The 15,588-nt window shown below is 70.6% G+C and carries 16 protein-coding genes; 11 read left to right on the top strand and 5 right to left on the bottom strand.

Annotated elements, in window-relative coordinates:
* The first annotated feature begins 2 nt into the window (after window positions 1-2).
* The 8 genes from ACLQ2O_RS35665 to ACLQ2O_RS35630 all read left to right on the top strand — a co-directional run bounded on the left by ACLQ2O_RS35665 (window position 3) and on the right by ACLQ2O_RS35630 (window position 9,253).
* Window positions 3-830 carry a TIGR03936 family radical SAM-associated protein gene (locus tag ACLQ2O_RS35665; RefSeq protein WP_425841029.1) on the top strand — a complete coding sequence of 276 codons (828 nt, stop codon included), beginning with the start codon at window positions 3-5 and terminating at the stop codon, window positions 828-830.
* A gap of 142 nt (window positions 831-972) precedes the next feature.
* The gene (locus tag ACLQ2O_RS35660) at window positions 973-4,368 is read left to right on the top strand and encodes an Rne/Rng family ribonuclease (protein ID WP_425841027.1); all 3,396 of its coding nucleotides are present in this window, start codon (window positions 973-975) and stop codon (window positions 4,366-4,368) included.
* Window positions 4,369-4,525: 157 nt separating this feature from the next.
* Window positions 4,526-4,843 carry a 50S ribosomal protein L21 gene (gene rplU / locus ACLQ2O_RS35655; protein ID WP_012919954.1) on the top strand — a complete coding sequence of 106 codons (318 nt, stop codon included), beginning with the start codon at window positions 4,526-4,528 and terminating at the stop codon, window positions 4,841-4,843.
* 11 nt (window positions 4,844-4,854) lie between these two features.
* Window positions 4,855-5,115: a 50S ribosomal protein L27 gene (gene rpmA, locus ACLQ2O_RS35650; RefSeq protein WP_425841024.1), complete on the top strand. Its 261-nt coding sequence runs from the start codon at window positions 4,855-4,857 to the stop codon at window positions 5,113-5,115.
* A gap of 119 nt (window positions 5,116-5,234) precedes the next feature.
* Window positions 5,235-6,869 (top strand): GTPase ObgE, encoded by a 1,635-nt coding sequence (obgE, locus tag ACLQ2O_RS35645; protein ID WP_425841021.1) that lies wholly within the window; start codon window positions 5,235-5,237, stop codon window positions 6,867-6,869.
* Between the two features lie 63 nt (window positions 6,870-6,932).
* Window positions 6,933-8,045, top strand: coding sequence for a glutamate 5-kinase (gene proB / locus ACLQ2O_RS35640; protein ID WP_425841018.1), 1,113 nt, complete (start codon window positions 6,933-6,935; stop codon window positions 8,043-8,045).
* 126 nt (window positions 8,046-8,171) lie between these two features.
* Entirely contained in the window at window positions 8,172-8,534 is a 363-nt protein-coding gene (locus tag ACLQ2O_RS35635) for an ArsR/SmtB family transcription factor (RefSeq protein WP_425841014.1), read from the top strand.
* A complete protein-coding gene (locus ACLQ2O_RS35630) occupies window positions 8,531-9,253 on the top strand; it encodes a hypothetical protein (protein WP_425841011.1) in 723 nt (240 codons plus the stop codon). Before ACLQ2O_RS35635 ends, ACLQ2O_RS35630 begins: the two co-directional genes overlap by 4 nt.
* A gap of 61 nt (window positions 9,254-9,314) precedes the next feature.
* Here the strand turns inward: ACLQ2O_RS35630 and ACLQ2O_RS35625 are convergent, their stop codons facing one another.
* Complete coding sequence (locus ACLQ2O_RS35625; protein WP_425841008.1) at window positions 9,315-9,944, bottom strand: SRPBCC family protein; 630 nt, start codon at window positions 9,942-9,944, stop codon at window positions 9,315-9,317.
* Complete coding sequence (locus tag ACLQ2O_RS35620) at window positions 9,937-10,077, bottom strand: hypothetical protein (protein WP_425841006.1); 141 nt, start codon at window positions 10,075-10,077, stop codon at window positions 9,937-9,939. The genes ACLQ2O_RS35625 and ACLQ2O_RS35620 overlap by 8 nt, the downstream gene beginning before the upstream one ends.
* A gap of 60 nt (window positions 10,078-10,137) precedes the next feature.
* On the opposite strand from ACLQ2O_RS35620, the gene ACLQ2O_RS35615 reads away from it, so the two are divergent.
* Both ACLQ2O_RS35615 and ACLQ2O_RS35610 read left to right on the top strand, forming a co-directional pair.
* Window positions 10,138-10,647 (top strand): HXXEE domain-containing protein, encoded by a 510-nt coding sequence (locus tag ACLQ2O_RS35615; RefSeq protein WP_425841003.1) that lies wholly within the window; start codon window positions 10,138-10,140, stop codon window positions 10,645-10,647.
* Between the two features lie 69 nt (window positions 10,648-10,716).
* Window positions 10,717-11,961 (top strand): glutamate-5-semialdehyde dehydrogenase, encoded by a 1,245-nt coding sequence (locus ACLQ2O_RS35610; RefSeq protein ID WP_425841000.1) that lies wholly within the window; start codon window positions 10,717-10,719, stop codon window positions 11,959-11,961.
* Between the two features lie 53 nt (window positions 11,962-12,014).
* Here the strand turns inward: ACLQ2O_RS35610 and ACLQ2O_RS35605 are convergent, their stop codons facing one another.
* Both ACLQ2O_RS35605 and ACLQ2O_RS35600 read right to left on the bottom strand, forming a co-directional pair.
* Window positions 12,015-12,704, bottom strand: coding sequence for a 4'-phosphopantetheinyl transferase family protein (locus ACLQ2O_RS35605; RefSeq protein ID WP_425840997.1), 690 nt, complete (start codon window positions 12,702-12,704; stop codon window positions 12,015-12,017).
* On the bottom strand, window positions 12,701-13,567 hold the full coding sequence (locus ACLQ2O_RS35600) for a winged helix-turn-helix transcriptional regulator (RefSeq protein ID WP_425840994.1): 867 nt from the start codon (window positions 13,565-13,567) through the stop codon (window positions 12,701-12,703). Before ACLQ2O_RS35600 ends, ACLQ2O_RS35605 begins: the two co-directional genes overlap by 4 nt.
* Window positions 13,568-13,670: 103 nt before the next feature.
* Here ACLQ2O_RS35600 and ACLQ2O_RS35595 point away from each other — a divergent pair, with 103 nt between their 5' ends.
* A complete protein-coding gene (locus ACLQ2O_RS35595) occupies window positions 13,671-14,867 on the top strand; it encodes an MFS transporter (RefSeq protein ID WP_425840991.1) in 1,197 nt (398 codons plus the stop codon).
* Here ACLQ2O_RS35595 and ACLQ2O_RS35590 read toward each other — a convergent pair.
* On the bottom strand, window positions 14,800-15,249 hold the full coding sequence (locus ACLQ2O_RS35590; RefSeq protein WP_363676032.1) for an Lrp/AsnC family transcriptional regulator: 450 nt from the start codon (window positions 15,247-15,249) through the stop codon (window positions 14,800-14,802). The genes ACLQ2O_RS35595 and ACLQ2O_RS35590 overlap by 68 nt on opposite strands.
* Window positions 15,250-15,588 lie beyond the last annotated feature (339 nt).

The raw sequence follows: 15,588 nt of genomic DNA, 5'->3' as shown, positions 1-15,588 counted from the left end.
TCGTGGCACCTGTACAAGCTCCGCCGTCCCAGCAGCTCCCCGCGGTCCAGAAGTTGCGCGTGCGCTTCGCCAAGCGCGGGCGCTTGCGCTTCACCTCGCACCGCGACTTCCAGCGCGCCTTCGAGCGGGCGGTCCGGCGCGCGGAGCTGCCGGTCGCCTTCTCGCACGGCTTCAGCCCGCACCCGAAGATCTCGTACGCCGGCGCCGCGCCGACCGGCGCCGCCTCCGAGGCGGAGTACTTGGAGATCTCGCTCACACACGAGCGCGCGCCGGACGTCGTACGGGCTGCTCTGGACGAGGCGCTCCCGGCGGGGCTTGACGTGCTCGACGTGGTGACCGCCGCGGGTGGGTCGCTGGCCGAGCAGCTGGAGGCCAGCGAGTGGGAGATCGCGCTGCCGGGGGTCGACCCGGCCGACGCCGGCGGCGCGGTGGAGGCGTTCCTCGCGCGGGAGGAAATTCTGGTCGAGCGCATGACCAAACGGGGACTTCGCTCGTTCGACTGTCGGGAGGCAGTTCTCCGACTCACCGTCGGTAGTGGACCGGCTTCGGTTGAGACGTGTGCGATACTGCAAGTGGTGTTACGGCACGGAACCCCGGCCGTGAGACCCGACGACGTTCTCGCCGGCGTGCTCGAAGTAGCGACGCTTCCGGTGACGGGCCCGGCTCTTCTGACCAGGCTCGCCCAGGGCCCGCTCATCGCGGCCTCCGGCACAGTGGACGATCCGCTCGCTCGTGACCGCGACGCCAACCAGGCGACCGCGACCGGCCAGGCGGTAGACCATGAGACGCACCACGCGGAGGGCGACGTCGCCGCTCCGACTGCGCCCTGAGCGCGGGGGAGCGGGACCCAGCAGGCTTCCGCCGTGCCGGCCACCCGCCGGAAACGGCGAGACCGTGACCGCCTTCTGGGCGCGCCGGACCCGTGACAGGGGTCGCAGGATGCGCCGGAGGGCCTGAGGAGACCCGCACTGCATGCTCGACAACGAGCCCAACACCACTGAGGCCGACGACTCGGCCCCCACCCAGCCGGCCCGCAAGGCCGGCGCGAAGAAGGCCGCCGCCAAGAAGACGACGGCCAAGACCGCCACCACCCGCAAGCGCACGGTCAAGAAGACCGCCGCGCCCGCCGAGGTGAGCACCCAGTCCGACGCGGAAACCGCCGACCCGGCCCCGGTCAAGAAGACCGCAGCCCGTAAGGCCGCCGCGAAGGCTCCCGCCAAGAAGGCCGCCACCAAGCGCACGGTCAAGAAGACCGCCGCCGAGGACACCCCCGAGGTCCCCACCGACACCACCGCCGACGGCGGCCCGGTCGTCGAGACCCCGGCCCCGGCGAAGAAGACCACCCGGCGCCGCACCACCAAGAAGACCGCCGCCCCCCAGCCCGACCTCCTCACGCCCGACTCCCCCCTCACGGACGGCCCCGTGGCCGACGCAGAAGAGGACGAGGAAGCCGAGGCCGAAGCAGCAGCCACCCAGTCCGGCTCTAGCCGGTCGAGCTCCGGCTCCACCCGGTCGGGCGACACTGCTTCGGGTAAAACTGGCGCCGCAGCGGCCTCAGCCGCAGGCGACGCTTCCGGCGCCGGCAAGGCCTCCCGCACCACCGCCGAGTCCGGCTCCGCCAAGACCGGCTCCACCCGGTCGGGCCGCGGCGCCCGGGGCCGCAACGCCTCCGCCCAAACCGACGACACCGCTTCGTCCACAACTGGCGCCGCAGCGGCCTCAGCCGCAGGCGACGCTTCCGGCGCCGGCAAGGCCTCCCGCACCACCGCCGAGCCCGCCGCCAAGTCAGTCACCACCACCGGCACCTCGTACGTGACGGTCGGCGGCGGCACCCCGGCAGCGACCGAAGAGGAGCCGGCTGAGGAAGCCCCCCAGAGCGCCCGCCGCTCCCGCCGTCGCGCCCCCGTCGCGGCCCCGCTCTTCCAGGCTCCTGTCGAGGTTGCCCCCCAGGCAGCAGCGACCAGCCCGGTCGAGGCCACCCCGGAGGACACCGACACGACGGCGGCCCCGCGCAAGCGGACCCGCAGCCGTCGCGGCGCGGCCGCCGAGGTCGACGTACAGACCGACGAGCAGCCGACCGACGGACCGGCGGAGTCTGCCGAGGCCGACGAGCCGACGACCCGTCGCCGCCGCTCCCGCCGTGGCAAGGACGCCGAGGAGCTCGCCGCCGACCGCGCCGAGCCCGTGCTCGAGGCGGCCCAGGAGGTCACCGCCGAGGACGCCGCGGCCGACGCCGACGACGATGACGACGAGAACGGCGAGGGCACCCGCCGTCGCCGTCGCCGCCGCGGTGGCCGACGTCGCCGCAAGTCGGGCGAGGGCGCGGACGACAACGCCGACGACTCCTCCGACGAGGACGACAACGACGACGACCAGTCCGCCGACGCCGAGGCGGACGACGACGCCGAGCAGTCCGACGACGAGGGCTCCGGCAGCTCGTCGCGTCGCCGGCGTCGCCGTCGCCGCCGTAAGGGCGAAGAGGGCGCCGTCGCGGCCGACGACCCGGACGAGACCGTCGTACGGGTCCGTGAGCCGCGCAGCAAGAACACCTCGAACGAGATCACCGCGGTCGAGGGCTCGACCCGCCTGGAGGCGAAGAAGCAGCGCCGCCGTGAGGGCCGCGCCGCCGGCCGCCGCCGGGCGCCGATCGTCAGCGAGGCCGAGTTCCTGGCCCGGCGCGAGTCGGTCGAGCGGGCGATGGTGATCCGCGCCCGCGGCGACCTGACCCAGATCGCCGTCTCCGAGGACAACGTCCTGGTCGAGCACTACGTCGCCCAGGAGGAGCAGGTCTCGCTGATCGGCAACGTGTACCTCGGCCGGGTGCAGAACGTGCTGCCCAGCATGGAGGCCGCGTTCATCGACATCGGCAAGGGCCGCAACGCTGTCCTGTACGCCGGTGAGGTCGACTGGGCCACGCTCGGCGCCGGCAACGGCCCGCGCAAGATCGAGTCGGTGCTGAAGTCCGGCCAGGCGGTCCTGGTCCAGGTGACCAAGGACCCGATCGGCCACAAGGGCGCCCGGCTCACCAACCAGATCAGCCTGCCCGGCCGGTACGTCGTGTACGTGCCGCGCGGCGGCAACGGCGGCATCAGCCGCAAGCTGCCCGACACCGAGCGGAACCGGCTCAAGCACATCCTCAAGGACATCGTCCCGGACGAGGCGGGCGTCATCGTCCGGACAGCGGCCGAGGGCGCGACCGAGCAGGAGCTGACCGCCGACGTCAGCCGTCTGCAGTCGTACTGGACCGAGATCGACAAGCTGTCGAAGTCGGGCCAGGCGCCGCAGCTGCTGCACGGCGAGCCGGACCTGCTGATCCGCGTGGTCCGCGACCTGTTCACCGAGGACTTCACCAAGCTGGTGATCTCCGGTGACGACGCCTACGACCAGGTGAGCGAGTACGTCGAGCACGTGGCGCCGCACCTGGCCGACCGGGTCGAGAAGTGGACCGGCGACAACGACGTGTTCGCGAACTTCCGGATCGACGAGCAGATCAAGAAGGCGCTCGACCGCAAGGTCTGGCTGCCGTCGGGCGGTTCGCTGGTCATCGACCGCACCGAGGCGATGACGGTCGTCGACGTCAACACCGGCAAGTTCACCGGCTCCGGGGGCAACCTCGAGGAGACCGTCACCAAGAACAACCTGGAAGCGGCCGAGGAGATCGTCCGCCAGCTGCGGCTACGCGACATCGGCGGCATCATCGTGATCGACTTCATCGACATGGTGCTGGAGTCCAACCGCGACCTCGTGCTGCGCCGGCTGGTGGAGTGCCTGGGCCGGGACCGGACCAAGCACCAGGTCGCCGAGGTGACCTCGCTGGGTCTGGTCCAGATGACCCGCAAGCGGATCGGTACCGGGCTGCTCGAGGCGTTCAGCGAGAACTGCGACCACTGCGGTGGCCGCGGCCTGATCCTGCACGACGAGCCGAAGGAGTCCCGCCGCGGCGGGGGTCGCGGCCAGCAGCCGGAGCAGAAGAACGGCCACGACCACGCCAAGGCGGCTTCCTCGGAAGGCGAGGGCCGCAAGAGCTCACGCCGCAACCGGGGCAAGGGCCGTCGCGACGACGAGCAGACCGAGACCGCCGAGGCGCCGCACAACGGCGACGCCGCGCAGCGCCTGGCCCAGATCGCCGCCGCCTCGGCAGCGTCGAACGGGCACGAGGCTCCGGCCTCGGACTCGGCGCCGGACTCCGGCTCCGAGGAGCGCGTGAGCGACGTACAGGACGCTGCTGCGGAGGCCCCGGCCGACGCCTCGGAGTCCTCGGAGAACGGTTCCACCCGGACCCGTCGCCGTCGCAGCAGCCGGAGCCGGTCGAAGTCGGCCGATTCCGACGCCGAGAGCGCGCCGGAGCTGGTCACGACCGCTCCCTAGCACCGTTTTGAGGTTTGCGACGCTGTCGTAGTAAACTTCCCATTCGGCGCGCATCCTGCGTGCCTCCTTTGTGTGGGCCGGGTGTGCTGGTGTGGCTTGACTCCACCAGCACCCAGGCTCGGTAAGTCTTCCGAACAAACAGAGAGTGAGATCCACGGTGTACGCGATCGTGCGCAGTGGCGGCACCCAGCAGAAGGTCGCCGTCGGCGATGTCATCGAGATCGACAGCCTGACGGACCAGGTCGGCGACACGGTGTCGCTGTCCGCAGTCCTCGTCGTCGATGGCGACACCGTGACGACCGATGCCGCCGCTTTGTCCAAGGTGGCCGTCTCGGCTGAGGTCCTCGGCCGGACCAAGGGCCCGAAGATCCACATCCTCAAGTACAAGAACAAGACCGGTTACCGCAAGCGCCAGGGGCACCGCCAGCACTACACCCAGGTCAAGGTCACCGCGATCGACGCGAAGAAGAAGTGAGCTGATCAGCAATGGCACACAAGAAGGGCGCGGCGTCCACCCGTAACGGGCGCGACTCGAACGCACAGCGGCTCGGCGTGAAGCGCTTCGGCGGCCAGCTGGTCAACGCCGGCGAGATCATCGTCCGGCAGCGCGGCACGCACTTCCACCCGGGCACGCTGGTCGGCCGGGGTGGCGACGACACGCTGTTCGCGCTGGCCGAGGGGCGGGTCGAGTTCGGCACCCGTCGCGGCCGTCGCGTCGTCAACATCCTCCCGGCCCCGGCGGAGTAACACCGCCACCCGGCACGATTGCAAGCTCTGAGAGGGGCGGGTCGCGGAATACCGCGGCCCGCCCTTTTCGCTGTTCACGGAGAACCCTCTCCGAACCCTGCAGGAAGTAGAGAACCCCGATGGCGATCCCCAGCTTTGTCGACCGGGTCACGGTGCACGTCACCGGTGGCAACGGCGGAAACGGCTGCGCCTCGGTGCACCGCGAGAAGTTCAAGCCGCTCGGCGGCCCGGACGGCGGCAACGGCGGTGACGGCGGCAGCATCATCCTGCGCGTCGACCCCGACCAGACCACGCTGGTCGACTACCACCGCTCCAGCCACCGCTCGGCGACGAACGGCGCCCAGGGCAAGGGTGACCACCAGGCCGGCAGCAAGGGCGGCGACGTCGTCCTGCCGGTCCCGGACGGCACCGTCGTCAGTACGCCGGAAGGCGAGATCCTCGCCGACCTCGTCGGTCCGGGCGCGGAGTTCGTCGCGGCCGCCGGCGGCAAGGGCGGCCTGGGCAACGCGGCGCTGGCCAGCTCGGCCCGCAAGGCGCCCGGGTTCGCGCTGCTCGGTGAGGATGGCGAGGAGCGCACCGTCGTCCTCGAGCTCAAGGTCGTCGCCGACGTCGGCCTGGTCGGCTTCCCGAGCGCCGGCAAGTCGTCGCTGATCGCGTCGATCAGCCGCGCCCGGCCGAAGATCGCCGACTACCCGTTCACCACCCTGATCCCGAACCTCGGCGTCGTCGTCGCGGGCGAGACCACGTTCACCGTGGCCGACGTACCGGGTCTGATCGAAGGCGCCAGCGAGGGCCGCGGGCTCGGGCACGACTTCCTGCGGCACGTCGAGCGCTGCGCGGCGCTGATCCACGTGATCGACTGCGCGACATACGAGCCCGGCCGGGACCCGCTCAGCGACCTGGACACGATCGAGGCCGAGCTGACCGCGCACGGCGGCCTGGAGGACCGGCCGCGGCTGGTCGCGCTGAACAAGATCGACGTACCGGACGCGCGCGAGATCGCGGAGATGGTGACCGCGGAGCTCGAGCAGCGCGGCATGAAGGTGTTCTCGATCTCGACCGCCAGCCACGAGGGCCTGGACGCGCTGAAGTTCGCGATGGCCGAGATCGTCGGGAAGCGCCGCTCCGAGATGGCCACGCCCGACACCACCCGGATCATCATCCGGCCGCAGATGACCGGTGGGGTCGAGTTCAAGGTGAAGAGGACCCCCGACGGCACCTGGCTGGTGCAGGGCGACAAGCCCGAGCGCTGGGTCCGGCAGACCGACTTCACCAACGCCGAAGCGACCGGGTACCTGGCCGACCGGCTGAACCGGCTCGGCGTCGAGAAGGAACTGCTCGAGCGCGGCGCGATGGCCGGCGACGGCGTGATGATCGGCGACGGCCCGAACGCGGTCGTGTTCGACTTCGCGCCCGACGTACAGGCTGGTGCCGAGCTGCTCTCGCGGCGCGGTGAGGACCACCGCCTCGAGGAGGACCGCCCGGCCGCGCAGCGCAAGAAGGCCAAGGACGAGATGTACCACGCTCGCCGTTCCGGCGAGATCGAGCCGTCGCCGGACCTGTCCGAGTACGGCGCGGGCTGGACCGAGGACGAGGTCGACCTGTCCCCGGCCGAGTCGAAGGCGGCCCAGAAGGCCGCCGAGCGACTGGCCCGCAAGCAGGCGCGCGAGCTGGAGGCCCAGCAGGAACTGCAGGCCGAGCTCGCGTTCGCCGCCGGGCAGGACATCGACGTCGACGCGGAAGACCGCACGTAAACAGTTGCCTTGGGCCCGCAATGGTGCGAGCCTCAGGCAACTGATTCCCTGGTGGGAGAGCTGATGAAACGCCGCGCGGAGGTCGTTCAGGCCGCCCGAATCGTCGTGAAGGTCGGGTCGTCGTCCCTGACCCAGCGAGGCCGGATCGATCTCGACCGGCTCCGCCTGCTCGTCGACGCGCTCGCCGCCCGGCGCGTCGACGGCACCGAGGTCGTTCTGGTGTCCTCCGGCGCGATCGCCGCCGGGCTCGCGCCGATGGGGCTGCGCTCCCGACCGCGCGACCTGGCGACCCAGCAGGCCGCCGCGTCGGTCGGGCAAGGGTTGCTGATGGCGCGGTACAGCGACGCGTTCGCCGCGCACGGTCTGCGGGTCGGGCAGGTCCTGCTGACGGTCGACGACGTGACCCGTCGGTCGCACTACCGCAACGCCTACCGGACCTTCGCACGGTTGCTGGAGCTGGGCGTCGTACCGATCGTCAACGAGAACGACACGGTAGCCACCACAGAAATCCGCTTCGGCGACAACGACCGGTTGGCTGCTCTCACCAGCCATCTGGTCCACACGGACCTGCTCGTCCTGCTCTCCGACGTCGACGGCCTCTACAGCGGCGACCCCCGCAAGCCCGGCACGGTGATGATCCCGGAGGTCCGAGGCCCCGAGGACCTCAAGTCCCTGCAGATCGGCCGCACCGGCTCATCGGGCGTCGGCACCGGCGGCATGCAGACCAAGGTAGAAGCCGCCGCGATCGCCACCGCGGCAGGCATTCCCGTCGTACTGACTTCCGCCGGGCGAGTCGGCGAGGCCCTCCAGGGGGATCCCGTAGGCACCCTCTTCCACCCCACCGGCCGCCGCGCGAAGACCCGCCTCCTGTGGCTCCAACACGCCACCTCCGGCCAGGGCCGCCTCCAGTTGGACGAGGGCGCCGTACGAGCAGTCACCGAACGCCGTACGTCTCTGCTGCCCGCCGGAATCCTCACAGTAGAAGGCACCTTCTCCGCCGGCGACCCCGTAGACCTGGTCTCCCCGTCGGGCGCCGTCATCGCCCGGGGCCTGGTCAACTACGACGCCACAGAACTCCCCACCCTCCTGGGCCGCTCCACCCGAGACCTGGCCAAGGAGCTCGGCGCGGCGTACGAACGAGAAGTAGTCCACCGAGACGACCTCGTCCTGCTCTGAAGGTTGCCAAGAGCAAAGAAAGAGAAGCAGGCGGACTGCCGGCTCACCTCACCTGCACGGTCCCGCTTGGCGTCGGTCGTGGCGGTCCGCCTTGCCTGATGCAGCGGTGCGCCGTACTATTTCGGTATGTCGCGAAATACCGAAGAACCTGGAGACGGGCTCTTCGCCGCCCTGGCCCACGGGGCAAGGCGGCAGATCCTGCGCTATCTGCGCGACAAGGACTATGTCCGCGCCGGTGACATCGGCGCCGCGTTGGGCATCGGCCCGTCCACTCTGTCCGGCCACCTCAAGGTCCTGCGGCAAGCGGGTCTGGTCGAGACCCGGCGCCGCGCGACCGAGGTCCAGTACCGGCTCCAGATGAGCCTGCTGGACGAGGCGATCGTCGCGTTGGCGGAGTTGCGTCGGCCGCAGAGGGCTGAGCCCGGCGCGACGGCTGGAAGTGGCAGCACTGCAGGATCCAGGACCGCCAACCAGAAGGGCAAGCCATGACTGCGACCGGCTCCACCGAAGCGTCTCGGACCGAGAATCCGCCGCCGGCCTGGGTCGTGGTCCCGTGGCCGGGTGCCGTGGTGGCGCTGGCGGCTGTCGCGATCATGATCGCGACAGCGATCGTGGCGTGGCCGGAGATGGCCGCCGAGATCGTCACCCGGGAGGCCGACGGGCGCCATGGGCAAAGCGTGGTGAGCCGGGAAGTCACGGCTGTTGCCCTGCCGAGCGTCCTGCTCGTCCTCATTGTCTTGTTCTCGGTGATATTGCGTGCGGACCATGAACTGCTCAAGCGCACGGCCATGGGGCAGGACCGTTCGCCCGAACGGGCCCGCCGTGTGTTGAGCTGGACGCTCATGGGTCTGTCCGTGACCCTGGTGGCACTTCACTTCGGGCTGCTCTCCCTGCACACCGGCGACGCATACCCGTTCGAGAAGACTGTCGCGGCCGCCGGTGGCCTCCTGATCACCTGTCTCGGCGCTGCGGCGCCCCTGTTCGCCCCGGGCGGTCGCTTCATCGGCAGACTCGAAGGGTTCAGGGCGGCGCAGGGCCGGTTGTACCGCCGGGCGGGCATCGTCCTTGTCCTCGCGGGGATGACGACGGCCGTCACGGCGGCCTTCGAGCCGGGCCTGGCGATGGGAGTTGCCGTCGTGTCCGTCGGCGCCGTCTTCCTCGTCGTCGGCCTGGCCGCGGTCCGGGCGGCGGGGAAACCGTCGAAGTGATGTCCCCAGGCCGCGCAAGGCGGAATTGCTCTGCAGCAAGCTGCGGGGGCGGCCATCACAGCTAGTCGGTTGTGTAGAACTTGGTGGTGGCTTCGACCCACTGGGTGACTTGCTCGGAGGGGGTGCCGGTGGTTGCGGCGGTTTCGCCCCAGGTGGTGGAGCTGTGGGTGGCGGCTTGCTGGGCTTCGGGGGTGGATTCCCAGGTGGTGGGGTTGAAGGGGGTGCCGGCGAGATGCTGGTGGAGTGCGAGGAGGGCGAGGTCCCAGCCGACTCCGGTGGCGCCGGGGCCGTACTGGGCCCAGAAGTCTTCGGCGTCGACGGCCGCGTGGGTGAGGGTGAGGCGGGTGTGAGGGCCGTCGGGCTCTAGGCGGGCTTCGACCTCGCTGATGTTCTTGGGGGTGACGTCTTCGCCGTACAGCCAGGTGATGCGGAGGAGATGTGGCGGTTCGCAGGCGAGGATGTCGCCGCGGGTGCTGTCGCTGAGGCGGTAGGTGCCGCCGAGGTGGAGGTCGCCTTCGACCGGGAGGAGCCACCGGGCGAGGCGGTCGGCGGTGGTGAGGGCGTCCCAGACGTCCTCGAGGTCGGCGGCGTACGTGCGCGTCAGTACGACGGTGCGCGCGTCGCCGGCGGGGATCGTCGTACTGCCCAGCGATCGGGTCACCGCGTTGAGCTGGTCGATGAGGTCACTCATCCGCTTCGTCCTTGTCTGCTGGGGCTTCCTGCTCGGGAGTCTCGCGCTCGCCGCGTTCCAGTTCGATCCGTAACGCTTCCAGGCGGCGGGCCCAGAACCTGCGCAACTGTTCCATCGGGAACCTCCCGGTCATGACCGCAGAATAGCAGCCGTCGCTTATATAGGCGAGCAGGTATGTGTCTAAGCTGTGGGCATGAAGGGGATTGCCTGGGGATTGCTGGCGGCGTGGGTGATTCATGACGCCGAGGAGCTCGCGACGATGGCGGGGTGGTCGCGCGAGGCGCCGGAGCAGGTGCGCGCGGTGCTGCCCGGCGTACCGGATGCTGTTGTCGAGCAGTTGCCGATGACGCGCGCGGAGGCGGCGACCGCGATCGGGCTGACCGGTGTGGTGATGGCTGCCGCGTCGTTTGCTGGGGCTCGGTCGGGCGGGCGCAGCGCCTTCTTCCAGGCGGCTCTGACCGGCTTCGGGATGCACGGCGTGACTCACCTGGCGCAGTCGGCGGTCCTGCGGCGGTACACGCCGGGGCTGGTGACGACGCCGCTGGTCGTCATCCCGTTCAGCCTGTGGGCGTGGCGACGACTTCGCGCGTACGACGTACCGCCGGCGCCGTCGAACGCCCGCCTCAACCTCGCCCTGGCAGCCGCCGTACCCCTGTCCCACGCGATCGCGCGCCTCCCGCGCCTGCGCCGCCCGCGTGGCTGAGGTCTTCCTCGCAGGGTGAGGGTTGAGACGGGCGCGCGGGGTGGTGGGTCGGCGGCCTAGGATTGGTGGATGAGCGAGATCATCCAGTTGTGCCGGCAGGCGCGGGAGGCGTCGTACTCGTTGGCGGCGGCTTCGCGGGCGACGAAGGACGCGGCGTTGCACGCGATGGCGGCGGCTCTGCGGGCCAACGCCGAGCGGATCGTGACGGCGAACGCGAAGGACGTCGCGGCGGCACGCGAGGCCGGTACGGCGGAGTCGACCGTTGACCGGCTGGCGCTCGACCCGGGGCGCGTGGACGCGATGGCCGCGGGGCTGGAGCAACTGGCGGGGCTGGTGGATCCGGTGGGCGAGGTCGTCCGCGGGTACAACCTGCCGAACGGGCTGGAGCTCAAGCAGGTGCGGGTGCCGTTCGGTGTCGTCGGGATCATCTACGAGGCGCGGCCGAACGTGACCGCCGACGCGGCGGGGATCTGCCTGAAGTCGGGCAACGCGGTGCTGCTGCGCGGGTCGTCGTCGGCGGCCTCGTCGAACGAGGCGATCATCGCCGTACTGCGGGACGCCGTCGTCGAGGCCGGCCTGCCGGCCGACGTGATCCAGGGTGTGCCGGGCGACCGGGCCGCGGTGAAGGAGCTGATGCAGGCGCGCGGGCTGGTCGACGTACTGATTCCGCGCGGTGGTGCGGGGCTGATCCAGACCGTCGTCACCGAGTCGACCGTGCCGGTGATCGAGACCGGCGTCGGCAACTGTCACGTGTACGTCGACGCGGACGCGGATCTCGACCTCGCGCTGACGATCCTGATGAACTCCAAGACCCAGCGGCCGAGCGTGTGCAACGCGGCGGAGTCGCTGCTGGTGCACGCCGACGTCGCCGACGAGTTCCTGGCGAGGGCGCTGCCAGCGTTGGCCGAGGCCGGTGTCACGGTGCACGGCGACCCGAAGGTGGTTGCTGCGGGCAAGGACATTCAGGCGGCCACGGACGAGGACTACGCGGCGGAGTACCACGGGCTCGAGCTGTCGGCCGCTGTTGTCGACTCGCTGGAGGCCGCGGTCGCGCACATCCGCAAGTACAGCTCGAGCCACACCGACGCGATCATCACCAGGTCGCAGGCCGCGTCGCGCCGCTTCGTGCAGGCGGTCGACTCGGCGGCGGTCGTGGTCAACGCCAGCACGCGTTTCACCGACGGCGGCGAGTACGGCTTCGGCGCGGAGATCGGCATCTCCACCCAGAAGCTGCACGCACGCGGGCCGATGGGGCTGCCGGAGATGACCTCGACCAAGTACGTCGTGATCGGCGAGGGCCAGATCAGGACCTGAGGCTTCGGCAGCGCCGGCGCGTCGTCCGAGTGGACCGGCCGTGCGCCCTGAGATCAGGAGCCGAGCAGGTCGGCGGCATCCTGGAGGCTGACCTCGATCGGGTCAGCTGTCAGCGCGGCCAGGGTGGCTCGGTAATCAGGAGCTGAGTCGACATCGATCAGCTGGACCGGGTCTGGGTGGTCCGGCCAACTGACGACCGCGGCAGGCTGGTCGGGTGTGGTGACGACCAGCTTGGTGAGGTCGGCGCGGATACCCTCGCCGGTGGCCTTGATCGCGGCTTCCTTGCGGGTCCAGTACGTCGTGAACGCGGCCGCGCGATCTGCAGGCGGACGGCGTACGAGGTCGTCGGTCTCCACCGGAGCGAGGCTTACTCGGGCGAGCGCGACGGCGTCGACCGACGGGTTGATCAGCTCGACGTCGAGGCCGATCGGCGTACTGGGATGGAAGGCGACGCCGACCAGGTCGCCGGAGTGGGTGATCGACAGCTCGGCGCCCTCGGCATGGACCTTGCCGTGCGGGCGGCCGCAGTCCGGGCAGCGCCGGTTCAGATGGATACTTGCTGGAGGCAACTGTTGCCGCCGGGCGAGCAGGCGGCGGACGATGGTGCAGCCCAGCAGGAAACGGTTCTGGTCCTCCGTCCGCACATACGCCGCCAACCGCTCGCGCTCCGTCGGGTCGAGATCGGTGATCCACGCGGGATCGATCGGCTGTGTGCTGAGCCGGGCCCACCAGACCTCGATCATGCGGTGCTCAGCGCCCAGTCGACCGCTTCGGGGATGTCGGTGATCGGGTACCGGGCCGCGCGGATCACGCGGTCGGCACCGACGACGAGCAGGAAACGCTTGAGCCGCTCGAGGCCGCCGGAGCGGAAGGTCGGCAGGCGGAGTGCGGCGGTCAGGGCCAGGTCGGTGTCGGAGAACAACGGGTGGGCGATCTGCTCTAGGTCGGCGAAGGTGCGCTGCTCGTCGGGACGCTGGGTGCTCACGCCGTGGACGGCGATACCGGCCGCGCGGAACGCGTCGTGGCGCTCGCTGAAGAGCTTGTTCTCCAACGTGCAGCCGTGGGCGCCGGCGATGGTCGGCCACTCGTCGGGCAGCGGGGTCGGGCGTCCGGTTGCGGGGAAGCCGAAGAGCACTGTGGCTCGTGCGTTGCTGTCGACAACATCTATCGGGGCCTGGCTAGTTGCTGGCAGCAACAATCCCTCAGGGATCCGTCGGCCGACGAGCTCGTGCAGGCGGTGGGCCGGCGGCGCGGCGGGCTCGTTGGTGCCCGTCAGTTCGCCGTCGCCGAGGAGCCAGCGGTCGCCCCAGTCCTGCAGAGCGACGAGGACCGGGAGCAGAGCCCGACCGCGCGGAGTCAGCCGGTAGGCGTAGCGCGTCGGACGCTCCTGGTACGCCGTACGCTCGACAACCCCGCTGTCCATCAGGCCGACCAGTCGCTCGGTCAGCACCTTGCGAGAGATGCGCAGGGAATCGGCCAGCAGGTCGAAGCGGTCGAGCCCGCGGGCGAGGTCGCGGACGATCAGCAGCTCCCACGGATCGCCGACGACCGCGAGCGACTGCGCGACCGCACAGTCCGGCTCGGGCGAGAAACTGCTCCGCCGCACCTGCGTCCTCCCTCGCTCAGTCGGCTCCGAATCCTGTTGCGCCCAACTTAGTCGGCCGACTAAGTTCCCGCCAGGAACTCAGGCAATCTCAAAGGGGAGAAGCATGAACTTCTGGCGCCGGATCGCCGACCTCCCCGGCTGGCTGAAGGCAGTGATGCTGGGGCAGCTGGTCAGTTCCGCGGGCGCGCTGGCCTGGATCTACCTGACCCTCTACCTCGTCGACGACCGCGGCCTGAGCGCGCAGCAGGCCGGGTTCGCTGCCGCGGCGTACGGCGTAGGCCTGCTCGGCGGCAACCTCGGCGGCGGCTGGATCGGCGACCGGTTCGGCCTGCGTCCGGCTGCGGTCGGCAGCCAGCTGACCTGGGCAGCGGCCTGCTTGGCGATGCCGGTCGTCCCCAACGGCGTACTGGCCGTCACAGCCGTCGTCGCCGGGCTGTGCGGGGGAGCGAGCCGCCCCAACCTCAGTGCCCTGGTCGCGACCGCCATGCCGGCCGATCGGCGAAGAGAAGGGATCGCGCTGTCGCGGACCGCCAGCAACGCCGGGTTCACCATCGGGCCGCCGCTGGGCGGGCTGCTGGCGGCGTACGACTTCTCCCTGGTGTTCGTCGTCGACGCGGTGAGCAGTCTGGTGCTGGCGGTCGTGGTCTGGCGCTGGGTGCCGCCGGCAGCTCGGGTGGTGGCGCGGCAGGTCAGCGGCGTCTGGCGGGCGCTGAGGCAGGACCGGCCGACCGTCGTACTGCTCGGTGCGATCGTCGTGGTCGACACGGCGTACCGGCAGCTCTTCGCGACCATGCCGCTGCTGCTGAGGGACGCGGGCTCACCAGCAGTCGCGTACGGCGTACTGATCGGGCTGAGCTCGGTAGTGATCGTCCTGCTCGAGGCGCCCCTGGCTGTGCGGCTGGCAGGCCACCAGGCCCGGCGGGTGATCGCAGCGGGCTTCCTGCTCGTCGGGCTGGGCCTGGCCGTGCTGGGAGTGTGGCCGGCGCTGGTCGGCGCGGCTGTGGCGGTTGCGGTGATCACCGCCGGGGAGATGCTTTACAAACCGACTGCGACGGCTCATGTGGCCGACGCTGCGCCGGAGGGGATGGTGGGCCGCTACAGCAGCCTGTACGCCGCTGCGTCGATCAGTGGGATGTTCCTGGCGCCGGCACTCGGCGGTACGGCGTACGAGCACGTGCCGGCGCTGCTGTACCCGGCGGCCGCCGTACTGGCGCTGGCAGCCGCTGCAGCCGTCACTGGGGCAGGGGAGCGGGCCGTGCTTCCCAGCGGGTCGACAGGACGACCGTCGTCCGGGTCCTGACCACGCCGTTGACCCGGCGGAGCTGGCCGACGACCGCCTCCAGCTGGGTGACGTCGGCGACGCGCACCTTGACCACCAGCTCCTGGTCCCCGGCGACGAACCAGCAGTCCTCGACGGCCTCGATCTCGCGCACCCCGTCGACGATGTCGTCGGTCTCCACGTCGTCGCGCTGGAACAGCCCGATCAGCGCGCTGGTGCCGAGCCCGACCTGGTCCGGCGCGACCACCGCGCGGTAGCCGAGCAGGACACCGCGCTCCTCGAGCCGCTTCACCCGCTCCTGGACGCTCGGTCCGGACAGCCCGACGACCCGGCCGAGCTCGGCCCAGCTGGACCGCCCGTTGGCCCGCAGCGCCTCGACCAGCTGTCGATCGATCACGTCCATGAATCCTCCCGTTCACTGCAGATTCGTAGGGAGATCGTTTGATCTGCCTTTAATTCGTTTGTGTTTGCCCAGCGTACGTCGTACAATTTCAACTAGTCGGAGATGCCCCTCCGACGTCACCACAACCCTGTGAAGGAATCATGATCACCCCCGAAGTCGCCCGTGCCCACATCTACGAGCTGCGTCGCGTGGCCGAGCTGCACAACCGCGGCGCCTCGCGCCCGTCGGCTCTGCGCAGGCTGCTGACCCGCAAGCACTGACCCACCCGCGGGGGACGGCGGCGGCCCGGGGCGGCGGGGGGGCGGGGGGGGGGGGGGGGGGGGGGTTGGGGGTGGCCCA

The organism is Kribbella sp. DT2 (genome assembly GCF_049844575.1).
In the GTDB taxonomy this organism is placed as follows: Bacteria; Actinomycetota; Actinomycetes; order Propionibacteriales; family Kribbellaceae; genus Kribbella.
Note: the sequence above shows the minus strand (reverse complement) of the source record. Positions and strands in the feature narration are given on the sequence as shown.